Annotated in this window: 15 protein-coding genes; 9 read left to right on the top strand and 6 right to left on the bottom strand. The window is 70.7% G+C overall.

Going from position 1 to position 15,285, the window contains the following annotated elements:
- Nucleotides 1–47: 47 nt before the first annotated feature.
- A complete protein-coding gene (gene paaK, locus AC3ETA_RS45235) occupies nt 48–1,343 on the bottom strand; it encodes a phenylacetate--CoA ligase PaaK (protein WP_432198721.1) in 1,296 nt (431 codons plus the stop codon).
- Nucleotides 1,344–1,543: 200 nt separating this feature from the next.
- On the opposite strand from paaK, the gene AC3ETA_RS45230 reads away from it, so the two are divergent.
- The 3 genes from AC3ETA_RS45230 (at nt 1,544) to AC3ETA_RS45220 (ending at nt 4,270) form a co-directional block, all read left to right on the top strand.
- On the top strand, nt 1,544–2,389 hold the full coding sequence (locus AC3ETA_RS45230; RefSeq protein ID WP_432198720.1) for an alpha/beta fold hydrolase: 846 nt from the start codon (nt 1,544–1,546) through the stop codon (nt 2,387–2,389).
- Nucleotides 2,390–2,476: 87 nt separating this feature from the next.
- Nucleotides 2,477–2,962, top strand: coding sequence for a cation:proton antiporter regulatory subunit (locus AC3ETA_RS45225; protein WP_432198719.1), 486 nt, complete (start codon nt 2,477–2,479; stop codon nt 2,960–2,962).
- A gap of 6 nt (nt 2,963–2,968) precedes the next feature.
- Nucleotides 2,969–4,270, top strand: coding sequence for a cation:proton antiporter (locus AC3ETA_RS45220; protein ID WP_432198718.1), 1,302 nt, complete (start codon nt 2,969–2,971; stop codon nt 4,268–4,270).
- Between the two features lie 65 nt (nt 4,271–4,335).
- Here the strand turns inward: AC3ETA_RS45220 and AC3ETA_RS45215 are convergent, their stop codons facing one another.
- The 5 genes from AC3ETA_RS45215 to AC3ETA_RS45195 all read right to left on the bottom strand — a co-directional run bounded on the left by AC3ETA_RS45215 (nt 4,336) and on the right by AC3ETA_RS45195 (nt 9,552).
- Nucleotides 4,336–4,650 carry a hypothetical protein gene (locus AC3ETA_RS45215; RefSeq protein ID WP_030948497.1) on the bottom strand — a complete coding sequence of 105 codons (315 nt, stop codon included), beginning with the start codon at nt 4,648–4,650 and terminating at the stop codon, nt 4,336–4,338.
- Nucleotides 4,647–5,003, bottom strand: a complete 357-nt coding sequence (locus tag AC3ETA_RS45210; RefSeq protein WP_432198717.1) for an ArsR/SmtB family transcription factor — start codon at nt 5,001–5,003, stop codon at nt 4,647–4,649. Before AC3ETA_RS45210 ends, AC3ETA_RS45215 begins: the two co-directional genes overlap by 4 nt.
- Nucleotides 5,004–5,243: 240 nt before the next feature.
- Complete coding sequence (locus AC3ETA_RS45205) at nt 5,244–5,666, bottom strand: hypothetical protein (RefSeq protein WP_432198716.1); 423 nt, start codon at nt 5,664–5,666, stop codon at nt 5,244–5,246.
- Between the two features lie 148 nt (nt 5,667–5,814).
- Nucleotides 5,815–7,806 carry an alkaline phosphatase family protein gene (locus AC3ETA_RS45200; RefSeq protein WP_432198715.1) on the bottom strand — a complete coding sequence of 664 codons (1,992 nt, stop codon included), beginning with the start codon at nt 7,804–7,806 and terminating at the stop codon, nt 5,815–5,817.
- Nucleotides 7,807–7,923: 117 nt separating this feature from the next.
- A complete protein-coding gene (locus AC3ETA_RS45195) occupies nt 7,924–9,552 on the bottom strand; it encodes an acyl-CoA synthetase (RefSeq protein ID WP_432198714.1) in 1,629 nt (542 codons plus the stop codon).
- Between the two features lie 166 nt (nt 9,553–9,718).
- Here AC3ETA_RS45195 and AC3ETA_RS45190 point away from each other — a divergent pair, with 166 nt between their 5' ends.
- From AC3ETA_RS45190 to AC3ETA_RS45165, 6 genes are all read left to right on the top strand, one after another.
- Entirely contained in the window at nt 9,719–10,519 is an 801-nt protein-coding gene (locus AC3ETA_RS45190) for a crotonase/enoyl-CoA hydratase family protein (RefSeq protein WP_432198713.1), read from the top strand.
- Between the two features lie 127 nt (nt 10,520–10,646).
- Nucleotides 10,647–11,603, top strand: coding sequence for a Zn-ribbon domain-containing OB-fold protein (locus tag AC3ETA_RS45185; RefSeq protein WP_432198712.1), 957 nt, complete (start codon nt 10,647–10,649; stop codon nt 11,601–11,603).
- A complete protein-coding gene (locus AC3ETA_RS45180; protein WP_432198711.1) occupies nt 11,600–12,649 on the top strand; it encodes a thiolase domain-containing protein in 1,050 nt (349 codons plus the stop codon). The genes AC3ETA_RS45185 and AC3ETA_RS45180 overlap by 4 nt, the downstream gene beginning before the upstream one ends.
- On the top strand, nt 12,646–13,812 hold the full coding sequence (locus AC3ETA_RS45175) for a thiolase domain-containing protein (RefSeq protein ID WP_432198710.1): 1,167 nt from the start codon (nt 12,646–12,648) through the stop codon (nt 13,810–13,812). Before AC3ETA_RS45180 ends, AC3ETA_RS45175 begins: the two co-directional genes overlap by 4 nt.
- A gap of 120 nt (nt 13,813–13,932) precedes the next feature.
- Nucleotides 13,933–14,178, top strand: a complete 246-nt coding sequence (locus AC3ETA_RS45170) for a DUF397 domain-containing protein (RefSeq protein ID WP_432198709.1) — start codon at nt 13,933–13,935, stop codon at nt 14,176–14,178.
- Nucleotides 14,179–14,374: 196 nt separating this feature from the next.
- The coding region (locus AC3ETA_RS45165) for a universal stress protein (protein WP_432198708.1) at nt 14,375–15,285 on the top strand (911 nt) is incomplete at its 3' end.

Genomic DNA, 15,285 nt, shown 5'->3' with positions numbered 1-15,285 from the left:
GCCGGGCGAAGTGGGGGACCGACCGGGCGAAGTGGGGGACCGGTCGGCTAACGGGGCCGGAGGTCCACGATCCGCCGGATCTTGCCCACCGACCGCTCCAGCGACTCCGGTTCCACGATCTCCACGGTGACCGACACCCCGATGCCGTCCTTCACGGCCGCCGCGATGGACCGCGCGGCGGCGTCCCGGGTCTGCGGTGACGCGTCGGGGCGGGCCTCCGCCCGCACGGTGAGGGCGTCGAGACGGCCCTCCCGGGTGAGCCGCAGCTGGAAGTGGGGCGCCACACCCGGCGTGCGGAGCACGATCTCCTCGACCTGGGTGGGGAAGAGATTCACACCGCGCAGAATGACCATGTCGTCACTGCGCCCGGTGATCTTCTCCATCCGCCGGAACACCCGCGCGGTCCCCGGCAGCAGCCGCGTCAGGTCCCGGGTGCGGTACCGGATGATCGGCATGGCCTCCTTGGTGAGGGAGGTGAACACCAGCTCGCCCTCCTCGCCGTCCGGCAGCACCTCACCGGTGACCGGATCCACGATCTCCGGGAAGAAGTGGTCCTCCCACACATGGAGTCCGTCCTTGGTCTCCACACACTCCTGCGCCACACCGGGACCGATCACCTCGGACAGCCCGTATATGTCGACGGCGTCGATCGCGAACCGTTCCTCGATCTCGCGGCGCATCTGCTCGGTCCAGGGCTCGGCGCCGAAGATGCCCACGCGCAGGGACGTGCCGCGCGGGTCGACGCCCTGTCGCTCGAACTCGTCGAGCAGGGTGAGCATGTACGACGGCGTCACCATGATGATCTCGGGCCGCAGGTCCTGGATCAGCTGGACCTGGCGGGCCGTCATGCCACCGGAGGCGGGGATGACCGTACAACCCAGCCGTTCGGCACCGTAGTGTGCGCCGAGACCACCGGTGAAGAGCCCATAGCCGTACGCCACATGCACCTTGTCCCCAGGACGTCCGCCGGCCGCCCTTATGGAGCGGGCCACCATGTCGGACCACAGGGAAAGGTCGCCATCGGTGTAGCCGACGACCGTGGGGCGTCCGGTGGTCCCGCTGGAGGCATGGAGGCGGCGGATACGGTCCTGGGGCACCGCGAACATTCCGTAGGGGTAGTTCTCGCGCAGGTCGGCCTTGACCGTGAACGGGAAGCGGGCCAGGTCGGCGAGCGAGCGGCAGTCCTCGGGCCGTACGCCTGCCTTGTCGAAGGACTCCCGGTAGAAAGGCACGTTGTCGTAGGCGTGCCGCAGCGACCTCTGCAACCGCTCCAGCTGCAACGCGCGCAGCGCCTCCGGGCCGAGCCGTTCGCCCGGGTCCAGCAGTTCCGTCGCGTCCGCCATGAGGAGCTCTCCCTCGCCAACCGCATCAATCCGGACGACCGATCATTCGGTCTGCGTGCTCAGGATCAGTAATTCAGGCGATGAATGATCAGGCAAGGGGGCGGGGCGCACTTTCTGCGCCCAGGGCCTGCGGGGTGCGGAAGGTGTGGCCTGTGGAACCCCATTGCACCGCCCGGCCGTCGCCGACCAAGATCGACGGCATGCCTACCTTCCATGCTTCCGACGGGACCGGGATCGCCTACCACCTGCGAGGTGAGGGCGAACCGCTCGTCGTCCTGCCCGGCGGACCCATGCGCGCCGCTGCCTACCTGGGCGACCTGGGGGGACTCGCCGCACACCGGCAGCTCGTACTGCTCGACCTGCGCGGCACCGGGGACTCCGCGGTGCCGGCGGATCCGGCCACATATCGCTGCGACCGCCTGGTGGACGACGTGGAGGTGTTGCGCGACCACATGGGGCTGGCCCACATGGATGTGCTCGGCCACTCGGCGGGCGGAAGCCTGGCCATGCTGTACGCCGCCCGGTATCCGGCGCGAGTGGCGAAGCTCGCGCTCGTCACCGCGACCCCATGGGCGCTGGGGATGCCGGTCACGGCGGAGGAACGTCTGGTGGCTGCCCGATCGAGGGTGGATGAACCGTGGTTCAAGGAATCATTCCCGGCATTTGAGGCATGGCTTGCCGGGTCGGCTGACTTCGACCCGGTGATCGCACCCTTCTTCTACGGACGGTGGGACGAAGCGGCGCAGGAACACGACGCGCGCGCCCAGTACGAGTCCAACGACGAGGCAGCCGTTGTCTACGGCTCCGACGGCGCATACGACCCGCCCGTGACCCGCTCCGCACTCGCGCGGGTCACCGCCCCGGTGCTCGTGCTCGCCGGCGAACTCGACGGCGGCCCCTGCCCCGGGCTCGCCCGTCGCGCCGCTGAGCTCTTCCCGAACGGCGAGTTCACCGTACAGCCCGGTGCCGGGCACTATCCGTGGCTCGATGACGCGGATTGGTTCGTGCGGCGGGTCGTCGCATTCCTGGGCGGAGCGGGCGAATGACGGGCTGAGTTCGGCCTTGGTGCCCCATGGTCATTAAAGTTTCGTCAAAGACTGCTGGAAAAGACACCCGAATGAGGGGGGACCGCTATGGGTGCTCCGCGCCTGAGCAGTACGCCATTGCCCGGCATCGGAGTCCGCTACGACCTCACCACACGTGAACAGCGCCGCTTGTCCGTGGTCGCCCACAGGGACGGGTCACGGACGCTGAACGCGTACAGAGAGGATGATCCGGACGCGTGCGCGTTGTCGGTGCGGCTCAGCTCCGCCGAAGCGACCACGCTGATCGACGCGTTGATGCCCGCGCACCACAGCCCCAACCTGCTGTCCACCACCGAGCTGGGCCTCGTCGCCGAGCGCGTCGAACTGTCCGCCACCTCGCACTGGAACGGACGCCTGCTCGGCGAGACCCGGATGCGCACCGAGACGGGCGTGTCCATCGTCGCCGTGCTGCGCCGCGCCGAGGCCGTGCCCTCGCCGACGCCGGACTTCCGGTTGGCGGGTGGTGACACGCTGATTGTGATCGGGACTCGTGAGGGTGTGGATTCGGCCGCCGAGATACTCGGGCGGGAGTGAGCCGCGATGCACTCCTCCGCGGTTTTCCTCATAGAGTTCGGCGCGATCATCCTCGGCCTGGGTCTGCTCGGCCGGTTCGCCGGACGGTTCCAGTTCTCTCCGATACCCCTCTACCTCCTGGCCGGGCTCGCCTTCGGCGAGGGCGGGCTGCTTCCGCTGGGCGCCAGCGAGGAGTTCGTCGCCATCGGTGCCGAGATCGGGGTGATCCTGCTGTTGCTGATGCTCGGTCTCGAGTACACGGCCAGCGACCTCGTCTCCAACCTCAAGACCCAGTACCCGGCCGGACTCGTCGACGCCGCGCTCAACGCTCTGCCCGGTGCCGTCATGGCGTTGCTGCTGGGCTGGGGCCCGGTCGCCGCGGTCGTACTGGCCGGCGTCACCTGGATCTCGTCCTCCGGCGTCATCGCGAAGGTTCTCGGCGACCTCGGGCGGCTCGGCAATCGCGAGACCCCGGTCATCCTGAGCATCCTCGTCCTCGAGGACCTCTCCATGGCGCTCTATCTGCCGATCGTGACCGCCCTCGTGGCGGGCGCCGGTCTCGCGGCGGGCAGCGCCACCCTTGCCGTCGCGCTCGGAGTCGCCGGGCTCGTCCTGCTGCTGGCGGTGCGCTACGGCCGTCACATCTCGCGCTTCGTCTCCAGCGACGACCCCGAGAAGCTGCTCCTGGTCGTGCTCGGCCTCACCCTGGTCGTGGCCGGCCTCGCCCAGCAGCTCCAGGTGTCGGCGGCCGTCGGCGCGTTCCTCGTCGGCATCGCGCTCTCCGGCGAGGTGGCGGAAGGCGCGCACAACCTGCTGGCGCCTCTGCGGGATCTGTTCGCCGCGGTGTTCTTCGTCTTCTTCGGGCTGCACACGGACCCGGCGAGCATCCCGCCGGTGCTGCTGCCCGCGCTCGCGCTGGCTGTCGTCACCACCTGCACGAAGATCGCCACCGGATACTGGGCCGCCAAGCGTGCCGGAGTCTCGGCCAAGGGCCGCTGGCGGGCGGGCGGAACCCTGGTGGCTCGCGGTGAGTTCTCCATCGTCATCGCGGGACTCGCCGTCACCGCCGGCATTGAGCCCTCGCTCGGCCCGCTGGCCACCGCCTACGTTCTGATCCTGGTGATCGTGGGCCCGGTCACCGCCCGCTACACCGAACCGCTGGCGACCCGCGTCACGCGGTGGCGTACGGGCAGGTCCGCGGCGGCGGTCCCGGCCGTCCCCGAGGGCGGCGAAGCCCCGGCCGAGTCGGCGACGGACGCCCGCGCGGACGCGGCCGCGGACCCGGCGTACGACACGGTCGACGGCAGGGACGTGCTCGGCCGGTCCTGAGCGAGTCCACCCGGGGTCCCTGTCCCGGCCGGGAGCAGCCCTGCTCCCGGCCGGGCGGGCGCCCGCTACTCGACCTCGCGCATCATCTTCTCCATGGAGCCGACCGAGAGCCGGGTCCGGGTGAGCTCGTCCAGGGTCTGCCGCTGTTCCTCGGCCGTGCGGCGCTGCAACACCACCGTGTCCTCCAGGAGTTGCGCGTACTTGGTCGCCAGCTCCTTGTACTGCTCCTCGCGGGCGGCCAGCATCCGGGCCCGCCAGGTGGCGGCGCCCTGCCAGACGATCACGATGAGCAGGCTGAACAACCCGGCCGCGCCCACGGCACCGACCAGAACGCCCAGTTCGTCGGCTCCGGCGGCCAGCGTCACCACTTCCTCGTTCACTTCGCTTCCTCTTTCGCGGTCCGGTCAGCGTCGGTCGCGGTGATCGTCGCGGCCGCCCGGGCTATGACGTGGGGCGTCAACTCGAAGAAGAAGGGGGTGACGTCGAAGTACTTCATCGCCTTGCCGTCTTCCGAGAGCTCGAGCGTGCCGACGACCAGTCCGGCGGCCTCCAGGCGCTGAAGATGCATGTGCAGCAGCGGGCGGCCCATGCCGATCTCACGAGCCAGCGCGCTGACGTAGTTACGGCTCTCCATGAGCGCCGCGACGATCCGCAGGCGGTGCGGATTGCCGAGCGCGGAGAGCACCTTCAGCAACTCGTCGCCCGTCGGTGCCGGAGGCGGGACCTCGGGCATCGCGGCCCCTTTCCGTCGTACCTGTCAGAAAACGCTGACAGTCGCTCCGATCACCTGTCAAAGGTTCCTGACACACATCAGGGCTGAATCAGGGGGAGGTCCGGGAGAGGTCAGGGGGAGGCCCGGGAAAACTCAGGGACAGTTCGGGGGTGGCCAAGGGGTGGCCCGGGGCGGTCCAAGCGGCGGCTCCGGCGCGGCATTCGCGCAGCCCGGTGCCCGACCCGTCACCACGAGCGGTGATCAGCGATGGCGTCGACGCCGGACCACCACATACCCGGCGGCCAGCGCCAGCGCGCCGACGGCCAGGCCGGCGCCGAGCACCAGCTCGAAGTCCGCGGGCCCGGTGGCACCGCCCATCCCGCCCCGGACCCCCTGCGTGGGGCGCGGCGAGCTCGTCGGGGGCGGTGTGAAGGTGGGGAGCGGCGAATCGATCGTGCTGCGCCGGGGCAGGACCTCGCAGGCGATGCCGTCGTCCCTGCCCTGGTCCTCGTCAAGGTGATGGGGGTCGCGCGGGTCGCGGTTGAACTCCGCCTGCGCGTCCTCCTGGAAGACGAAGTCGCGGCAGTCCTTGTCGCCCCGGGCGTGGGCCAGGTGGGACGCCGGGCCGACGGCGACGAGAACGGTGATCGCGGTCGTGCATATCGCGTGGGCGCGTCGCTTCACGGGCGTTGCCTCTCGGTCCTGCGGTCTCGCCGGCTGCCGATCGACAACCGTCAAGGCGACCGTAGGTACGCCACCCGCCCACGGGCGCGCGGTGCTGGGCCGTTCGAGCTCCTCCCGGGGTTCCTCGAACGGCCCAGCCGGCCGCCGCTCAGTCCCCTCGGGGCCCGTACGCGGTCATGAAGCGGTCCCGGAAGCGGTCCATGCCCCAGGTGGGGGCGTTCTCGGCGGGCTTCAGGCCGTCCGACCAGTTCCAGTCGGCGATCTTGTCGAGGACCTTCGGGTCACGGGCGACGATCGTGACGGGTACGTCCTTGCTGGTGCTGCCGGCGGTGACGGTGGGGACGGGCTGGTGGTCGCCGAGGAAGACGAGGACCGTGTCGTCGGTGCCGTACCGTTCGACCCACTCGGTGAGGCTGTGCAGCGAGTACTCGATGGCGTGGCGGTACTCGGTGCGGACGCGCTCCGGGTCCTTCCAGACCTCCTTGGGGTCGGTGCCCTCCTTCTTGATCTGGTGGAAGATCGAGCCGTCGCCCAGTTCGTCCCAGTCGGTCATGCGGGCGATGGGGGACCAGGGGTTGTGGCTGGAGGCCAGGATGATCTCCGCCATGATCGGGTCGCGGTTCTTCTTGCCGTGCTCCAGACGCTGGAACGCCTCCAGGCTGAACTGGTCGGGCACGGGCGTCCAGCTGAAGTACGGGCCGTTGTAGCCCAGGTGCTCGGAGTCGTAGATGTGGTCGAGCGCGAAGAACTTGCCCTCCGGCCAGGCCCGCCGCACACCCGGCACGACGCCGACCGTCCGCCATGCGCCGGTCTTCCTGAAGTAGCTGCCCAGCGTCGCCCGGTCGCTGGTGGTCAGGCTGCGGTACCGCTGCTGGTTCTTGATCCAGAGGCCGGACAGGAACGTGGAGTGGGCCAGCCAGCTACCCGCTCCCGTCACCGGCGACTTCAGCCACGCGCTGCGCGACTGGAACCCGGCCGCCTTGAGGGAGTTCGTTCCTTCCTTCAGCACCGAGTCGATCTGCGGCGCCATCGCCGGGTCGTCGATCGCGACCCGGCCGTAGCTCTCGATGAACGTGAAGAGTACGTCTTTGCCGCGCAGCCCCGTCAGCAGCTGGTCCGGCGGCGTCTTCGCGAACGCGTCGACCGCGGCCTGCTTCTCGAAGACCCGCCCGTCCTTCAGGCCGGCCCGGACCTGCTCGATCCGGTTGTTCACGAAGTCGGCGTTGCCCTTGGTGGCCAGCGGGACCCCGGCGATCTGGATGCCCAGGGTCATGCAGGTGATCCACGCGGTACCGAGGATCAGCGTCGTGCGCGTGGCGACGGCACGATGGCCGACCATCAGGTTCGTCACCCGCACCGTCGCGAGGGTCATCAGGACGAGCAGCGCGACGATCAGGACGATCACCCCGGCCACCGCGAGCACCTGCCCGGTACGGCCGAAGGACTCCCGGACGAACTCGGCGGCGTCGTCCAGCAGGATCCAGTCCAGGACCAGGTCGAAGGGGCGGGCCAGCACCGAGTAGAAGCCCATGTCGACGAACTTCAGGACCGTGAGCAGACCCAGCAGCGTGCCCGCGGCCACCGACATCAGCCGCCGTGACCGCGGCGGCACCGCCAGCAGCAGGCCCGCGAGCAGGATCCCTTCGGCGGGCAGCCGGAAGAACGCCTCGGGGCCCAGCCGTTCGAGACGGTTCGGCACCAGGAGCGCGAAGAGCACGAGTGCGCCGGCCAGTACGGTCGTGCCCACGGTCACGCCGCGTGCCGTACGGGGGTAGCGGCGCCGCCAGCCGAACCAGCCCGGGGGAGGGGAGCCGGAGGGCTCCGCCGGGCCGGCCGTCTCCGTGGGGCCGGCCGCTTCCTCGGCGCCGTCGGCCTGCTCGACCGCCGTGGCATCCTCATCCCGCTCGGCGGCAACGACCTCTTCGCCCTGGCCGGTCTCCTTCGCCGGTTCCGCTTCTGCGGCACCGGCAGCCGAATCGGCACCTGCGTCCGAAGCCGTCTGCGCAGCTTCAGCCGCCTCGGCCTCTCGGGCCGCCTCCGCCGCCTCCCCGGCCACCCCTGCCCCGCCCGCATCGTCCCCCGAATCCGCCCCGCTCTCAGCGGTGTCGAGCGGCTGACGGGAACGAGTGAAGAGCGGCACTCGGCGGTCCTTTCGTGCGGTCTTGCGATGGCATGGCAAACACCGGTCGATGACCGAGCCTGCCACCATCAGTACGTCCGCACGTCACCTTGGGTTCAACGCGACCCGCTGCGGGATTCACCCGTCCGCGGACACCGCCACCTCGCGTGCCCAGCGGTAGTCCGCCTTGCCGCTGGGGGAGCGCCGGATGGAGTCCGCGATCACCAGCTGACGGGGGATCTTGTACCCCGCGAGGTGCGAGCGGCAGTGCGCCTGGATGTCCGCCAGGGTCGGCCGTGCCGCGCCCGTGCGCACCTGCACAACCGCCGCCACGTGGTGTCCCCACTTCGCGTCCGGCACTCCGGCCACCAGCGCGTCGTACACGTCGGGGTGGGACTTGAGCGCCTGCTCGACCTCCTCCGGGTACACCTTCTCGCCGCCGGTGTTGATGCACTGCGAGCCGCGTCCGAGCACGGTGACGATGCCGTCGTCGCCCACCGTGGCCATGTCGCCGAGCAGCACCCACCGCCGGCCGTCCTTCTGGAAGAAGGTCTCGGCGGTCTTCCGGGGGTCGTTGTAGTAGCCGATCGGCACATGGCCGCACTGCGCGACCCGGCCCACCTCGCCCGCGGCGACCGGTTCGTACGTGGCCGGATCGACCACCTGGGTACGGGAGTTGACCCGGATACGGAAGCCGCGCTCCGGGCCCGAGTCCTCGGTCGCCGTACCGTTGAAGCCGGACTCCGAGGAGCCGAAGTTGTTCAGGAGCATCACGTTCGGGACCAGCTCCTGGAACTGCCGGCGCACCGTGTCCGACATGATCGCCCCGGACGACGACACGCTGAACATCGACGAGCAGTCCGTCCCCTTCATGGGCCCGTTCAGGGCGTCGACCAGCGGCCGCAGCATCGCGTCGCCGACCAGCGACACGCTGGTGACCTTCTCCTTCTCGATCGTCCGCAGGACTTCCTCCGGCGCGAACTTGCGGTGGATCACCACGCGCTGGCCGAAGTTGAAGCCGATGAAGGCCGTCAGCGTGGACGTCCCGTGCATCAGCGGGGCGGTGGGGAAGAACGTGATGCCGTCGCCGCCGGCCGCCACACGCTCGGCGAGTTCCTCCGGCTTCTGCACCGGCTCACCGGTCGGCGCGCCGCCGCCCAGCCCCGAGAAGAACAGGTCCTCCTGGCGCCACATCACGCCCTTGGGCATGCCGGTCGTGCCGCCGGTGTAGATGATGAACTGGTCGTCCCCCGACCGTGCCGGGAACCCCCGCTCCGGCGACGCGGCGGCCCCGGCGTCCGCGAAGGCCACGGCCGGCACGACCGGTGCCTCGGTCTCACCCGGCGCCACGGTCCCCACCCGCAGCAGGTGCCGCAGCCCGTCCACGCGGGGCAGCGCCGCCGCCACCAGGTCCGTGAACTCCGCCTCGAAGACCAGGGCCACCAGATCGGCGTCCCGGTAGAGGTAGACCAACTCCTCCTCCACATAACGATAGTTGACGTTGACCGGGACGATCCGCGCCTTCAGGCAGCCCAGCACCGTCTGGAGGTACTCCACGCCGTTGTAGAGATGGAGCCCGAGGTGCTCGCCGGGACGTATCCCGCTGTCGAGCAGATGGTGGGCGATCCGGTTGGCCGCCGCGTCCAGCTCCGCATAGGTGAGGCGGCGTTCGGCACCCGTGCCCGGATGATCCACGTACACGAGCGCCTCGCGGTCCGGGACCGCGTCGACGACCGACTCGAACAGGTCGGCAAGGTTGTACTCCACCGTTCCTCCTGCCCTGGCTCTCCACCGGCTGCCGGTCATCAGAGCAAAGCGCGGCACAACTGTGAAGGGTCCGCGCACAAGAAATCTGACTACCTGTCAGAAAACCCTTGAAGTGCCCCGTCGCCTCCTGCAACCTGTTCTCGTTCTTTCAGAGGGGAGACGGGCGATGAGTGGGACGGAACACCTCACCGTGCAGCGCGAAGGCGCCACACTGGTGCTCACGCTCAACAGGCCGGAGGCCAAGAACGCACTCTCGTTGGCGATGCTCGTCGGCCTGTACGACGGCTGGCTGGAAGCCGACGCGGACGACACCGTCCGCTCGGTAGTGTTCACGGGTGCGGGCGGCTCGTTCTGTGCGGGCATGGACCTCAAGGCCCTGGCCGGCCAGGGCATGGAGGGTGAGCGCCACCGGGACCGGCTCAAGGCCGACCCCGATCTGCACTGGAAGGCGATGCTGCGCCACCACCGCCCCCGCAAGCCGGTGATCGCCGCCGTCGAGGGGTACTGCGTAGCCGGCGGCACGGAGATGCTCCAGGGCACCGACATCCGTGTCGCGGGCGAGTCGGCGACCTTCGGGCTGTTCGAAGTGAAGCGCGGCCTGTTCCCGATCGGGGGCTCCACGGTCCGGCTGCAACGCCAGATCCCGCGCACCCACGCCCTGGAGATGCTGCTCACCGGGCGCCCCTACAGCGCACGTGAGGCGGCCGGCATCGGCCTGATCGGGCATGTCGTCCCCGACGGCACGGCACTGGACAAGGCCCTGGAGATCGCCGAACAGATCAACGCCTGCGGTCCGCTGGCTGTCGAGGCCGTCAAGGCGTCCGTGTACGACACCGCCGAGATGACCGAGACCGACGGCCTCGCCGCCGAACTCAAGTGCGGCTGGCCGGTCTTCGACACTGCCGACGCCAAGGAAGGCGCCCGCGCCTTCGCGGAGAAGCGGTCACCCGTCTACAAGCGCGCGTAGGCGCTGCGCTTGCTTTGGCCGGGGAAGGCCGTGGGCCACTGCGGGGCCGTCGTGGCCGGTCGCGCAGTTCCCCGCGCCCCCTACGGGGCGCTCTCGCACCCTGTTTTCCGGAGGAGGCACACCTTCTATGCCCGAAGTCCTCAAGGCACCGCTGACCGTCGAGTTCCCCTTCACCCGCTCCCTCGGGCCCGTCCAGAGCGCCTTCCTCACCGGGCTGCGCGAACGCGTCGTGCTCGGGGTGCGCACCGGTGACGGACGCACGCTCGTCCCGCCCGTCGAGTACGACCCCGTCACCGCCGAGGAGATCCGCGACCTGGTCGAGGTCGCCCCGACGGGCACCGTCACCACCTGGGCCTGGAACCACGCCCCACGCCGCGACCAGCCCCTGAACACCCCCTTCGCCTGGGTCCTGGTCCGCCTCGACGGAGCCGACACCGCCCTCCTGCATGCCCTCGACGCCCCCGGCCCCGACGCCGTGCACACCGGCATGCGGGTCCGCGTCCGCTGGGCCGGGGAACGCACCGGCGCCATCACCGACATCGCCTGCTTCGAGCCGTACGACGACACCGAGGGCAGCGGCGACACCGCCGAACCAGCCGCCCACACCGGCGAGTTCGCGGACCCGATCGCCGGCATCGTCGCCCGCGCCCGGCTCGACTACACCTACTCACCCGGCCGCGCCCAGTCCGCCTACCTGAGCGCCCTGGCCGAACACCGCAACGTCGGCGAACGCTGCCCGTCCTGCCGCAAGGTGTACGTGCCGCCGAGGGGTGCGTGTCCCACATGTGGTCTCGCCACATTGGAACAGGTCGAAGTGGGTCCCCGCGGCACAGTCACCACGTTCTGCATCGTCAACATCAAGGCGAAGAACCTCGACATCGAAGTGCCGTACGTCTACGCCCACATCGCCCTCGACGGCGCCGGCCTCGCTCTGCACGCCCGGATCGGCGGCATCCCCTACGACCAGGTGCGCATGGGTCTGCGGGTCGAACCCGTGTGGACGCAGGACTCCCGCTTCCCCGACCACTACCGGCCCACGGGCGAGCCCGACGCGGACTACGACACCTACAGGGAGCTGCTGTGAACCGCGAGATCGCCGTCGTCGCCTTCGCGCAGACCGACCACCGGCGCACCAGCGAGGAGCTCTCCGAGGTGGAGATGCTCATGCCCGTCCTGCACGAGGTGCTGGCGCAGACCGGTCTGAAGACCGCCGACATCGGCTTCACCTGCTCCGGCTCCAGCGACTACCTCGCCGGGCGCGCCTTCTCCTTCACCCTCGCCCTCGACGGCGTGGGCGCCTGGCCGCCGATATCCGAGTCGCACGTCGAGATGGACGGCGCCTGGGCGCTGTACGAGGCCTGGACCAAGCTGCTGACCGGAGACGCCGACACCGCGCTCGTCTACTCCTACGGCAAGTCCTCCCCCGGCCCGCTGCGCGACGTCCTCACCCGCCAGCTCGACCCGTACTACGTCGCCCCCCTGTGGCCCGACTCCGTCGCTCTCGCCGCCCTCCAGGCCCAGGCCCTCATCGACGCCGGCGACACCGACGAACCCGCCCTCGCAGCGGTCGCCGCCCGCAGCCGCGCCGACGCCACCGCCAACTCGCATGCCCAGCTGCGGGGTTCGGTGCCGCACGGGGACTACCTCGTACGACCGCTGCGCACCGGCGACTGCCCGCCCATCGGCGACGGAGCGGCCGCCGTGATTCTCGCGGCGGGGGAGCGGGCCCGCGAACTGTGCGAACGGCCTGCCTGGATCCGCGGCCTGGACCACCGCATCGAGGCCCACGGCCTGGGCGTGCGCGACCTCACCGACTCGCCCTCCACCCGCCTGGCCGCCGAGAAGGCCGGCGCGTTCGAGCGGCCCGTCGACACCGCCGAGTTGCACGCGCCGTTCACCGCACAGGAGGTCGTCCTGCGCAAGGCGCTGAGCCTCGACGACGGCGTGCGCGTCAACCCGTCCGGAGGGGCACTCGCCGCCAACCCCGTCATGGCCGCCGGGCTCATCCGCATCGGCGAGGCAGCCGCCGGCATCCACCGCGGCGAGTCCGACCGGGCGCTCGCACACGCCACGTCCGGACCCTGTCTGCAACAGAACCTGGTCGCCGTACTCGAAGGGGATCCGCGATGAGCAAGGAGCCCGTGGCCGTCGTAGGCATCGGCCAGACCAAGCACGTCGCCGCACGCCGGGACGTGTCGATCGCCGGGCTCGTCCGGGAGGCGGCCCGCAGCGCACTCGACGACGCCGAGCTGAGCTGGGCGGACATCGACGCCGTGGTCATCGGCAAGGCGCCCGACTTCTTCGAGGGCGTGATGATGCCGGAGCTGTATCTCGCCGACGCGCTCGGCGCGGTCGGCAAGCCCATGCTCCGCGTCCACACGGCCGGCTCGGTCGGCGGATCGACGGCACTCGTCGCCGCCAACCTGGTCGCCGCCCGCGTCCACGGCACCGTGCTGACACTCGCCTTCGAAAAGCAGTCCGAGTCCAACGCCATGTGGGGACTGTCCCTGCCCATCCCCTTCCAGCAGCCGCTGCTGGCCGGGGCCGGCGGGTTCTTCGCCCCGCACGTGCGCGCGTACATGCGGCGCAGCGGAGCACCCGACACGATCGGCTCGCTGGTGGCGTACAAGGACCGGCGCAACGCGCTGAAGAACCCGTACGCCCATCTGCACGAGCACGACATCACCCTGGAGAAGGTCCAGGCGTCCCCCATGTTGTGGGACCCCATCCGCTACTCGGAGACCTGCCCCTCCTCCGACGGGGCCTGCGCGATGGTCCTCACCGACCGGGCCGGAGCCGCCCGCGCGCCCCGGCCACCGGCGTGGATGCTCGGCGGCGCGATGCGCAGCGAGCCCACCCTCTTCGCCGGCAAGGACGCCGTGTCACCGCAGGCCGGCAAGGACTGCGCGGCCGACGTGTACCGGCAGGCGGGCATCGCCGACCCGCGCCGGGACATCGACGCCGTCGAGATGTACGTGCCGTTCTCCTGGTACGAACCCATGTGGCTGGAGAACCTCGGCTTCGCCGCCGAGGGCGAGGGCTGGAAGCTCACCGAGGCCGGGGTGACCGAGCTGGACGGCGATCTGCCCGTCAACATGTCGGGCGGCGTCCTGTCGACCAACCCCATCGGGGCCTCCGGCATGATCCGCTTCGCCGAAGCCGCCCTCCAGGTGCGCGGCCAGGCCGGGGAACACCAGGTGGACGGGGCACGCAAGGCACTCGGGCACGCCTACGGCGGAGGGTCGCAGTTCTTCGCGATGTGGCTCGTGGGCGCCGAGCCCCCGGACGCCTGAGCGAGGTCCCGGACGTCGGTGGAGAGTCCTCCGCAAAGGTCCCCCTCACGTGGCCTGTTGGCACCCGGGGCCGATCGCTAGGCTGACCCGCGGACGACGCGAATCGGGAGGAGCACGGACGTGGCCGAGAGCACCACCATCCAGCAGCAGCCGTTCACGGGCTGGGACAAGCCGGAACTGGACCTCAGCAACGCCGACTGGCACTCGAGCAGCCGTGGCCTGGGGGATGTCCAGATCGCCTTTGTCGAGGGGTTCATCGCGATGCGCAACAGCGGCCGCCCGGAGAGCCCTTCTCTGATCTTCACGCCTGCCGAGTGGGGCGCGTTCGTGTCGGGCGCGCGCGAGGGCGAGTTCGACCTGACCTGACGCGGCGGACGCCGCGAGAGGACCGCAGCGGGACGAGCCGGCGGGCGGTGGCCCCGCGCGCCGGCCGCCTTCGGGCCGATCCGGGGGTGTTCCCGGCGTTTTCCCGGACACACGACCTCCAGTACCCCTGCGGGGCGGGAGCCTGAGTCAGGCTGGCCCCGGGACAGGTGGGTCGTACCCCGGAGGTGAGGAACCCATGAGCACCATGCCGGTCATCGCGGCGGTCGACGGTTCGGACGGCAGCCTGGTCGCGCTGGACTGGGCCTTCGAGACCGCCCTGCTGCGCGAGGCGCCGCTGCGGCTGGTCCATGTTCAGCAGTACGCCGCCTGGGACGGGCCCGAGATCATGCCGTCCGGGCAGCCGGCCGCCGGGAGCGACCCGGTGCTCGACCAGGTGCGCCGGTATCTGGAAGCGCGCGTCGAGCGGCCCGGCACGCAGTACTCGGCCCTCGCGGGAGCGGCCGGCACGGTGCTGCCCGAACTCGGCTCGACCGCCCAGCTGCTGGTCCTGGGCAGCCGGGGCCGTGGCGGCTTCGCCGGCCTGCTGCTGGGATCGAGCGGCATGATCACCGCGCGGGACGCCGAGTGCCCGGTCGTCGTGGTGCCCAAGCCGGGCCGGGAAGTGGGCGACGCCGCGGTGCCGATCGAGCCGGGGCCCCGGGTCGTCGTCGGACTCCAGGTCGACAGCCCCGACGAGGCCACGCTCGCCTTCGCCTTCGCCGAGGCGGCCCGGCGCGGAGCCCGCCTCCAGGCCGTCGCCGCCTACCCCTGGCCGCTGCACCTGTGGACCTCGGTCGCGGCGCAGATCGTGCCGCCGCTGGCCGATCAGGACGCCGTCGAGGCCGAGACCCGCACGCTCGCCGAGGGCCTTCTCGCACCGCAGCGCGAACGTCATCCGGACGTCCACGCCGAGTCCTACGCGGTTCCGGGCGACGCCGCAGGTCACCTCGTCGCCGCCTCCAGGAACGCGAGCCTCGTCGTCGTCGGCCGCCACCGGCGCCGCCTCCTGGCGCCCGCCCGCATGATGGGCTCGGTGGCGCAGGCGGTCCTGCTCCACGCAGCGGCCCCGGTGGCGGTGGTGCCACCCGCGTCGGCCGAGGAGCACTA

This window comes from Streptomyces sp. bgisy027, assembly GCF_057710365.1.
Note: the sequence above shows the minus strand (reverse complement) of the source record. Positions and strands in the feature narration are given on the sequence as shown.

What these genes read in the sequence shown, in the direction of transcription:
- paaK (WP_432198721.1), bottom strand. Translation starts at nt 1,343, where the DNA reads ATGGCGGACGCGACGGAACTGCTGGACCCGGGCGAACGGCTCGGCCCG.
- AC3ETA_RS45230 (WP_432198720.1), top strand. Translation starts at nt 1,544, where the DNA reads ATGCCTACCTTCCATGCTTCCGACGGGACCGGGATCGCCTACCACCTG.
- AC3ETA_RS45225 (WP_432198719.1), top strand. Translation starts at nt 2,477, where the DNA reads ATGGGTGCTCCGCGCCTGAGCAGTACGCCATTGCCCGGCATCGGAGTC.
- AC3ETA_RS45220 (WP_432198718.1), top strand. Translation starts at nt 2,969, where the DNA reads ATGCACTCCTCCGCGGTTTTCCTCATAGAGTTCGGCGCGATCATCCTC.
- AC3ETA_RS45210 (WP_432198717.1), bottom strand. Translation starts at nt 5,003, where the DNA reads ATGCCCGAGGTCCCGCCTCCGGCACCGACGGGCGACGAGTTGCTGAAG.
- AC3ETA_RS45190 (WP_432198713.1), top strand. Translation starts at nt 9,719, where the DNA reads ATGAGTGGGACGGAACACCTCACCGTGCAGCGCGAAGGCGCCACACTG.
- AC3ETA_RS45185 (WP_432198712.1), top strand. Translation starts at nt 10,647, where the DNA reads ATGCCCGAAGTCCTCAAGGCACCGCTGACCGTCGAGTTCCCCTTCACC.
- AC3ETA_RS45175 (WP_432198710.1), top strand. Translation starts at nt 12,646, where the DNA reads ATGAGCAAGGAGCCCGTGGCCGTCGTAGGCATCGGCCAGACCAAGCAC.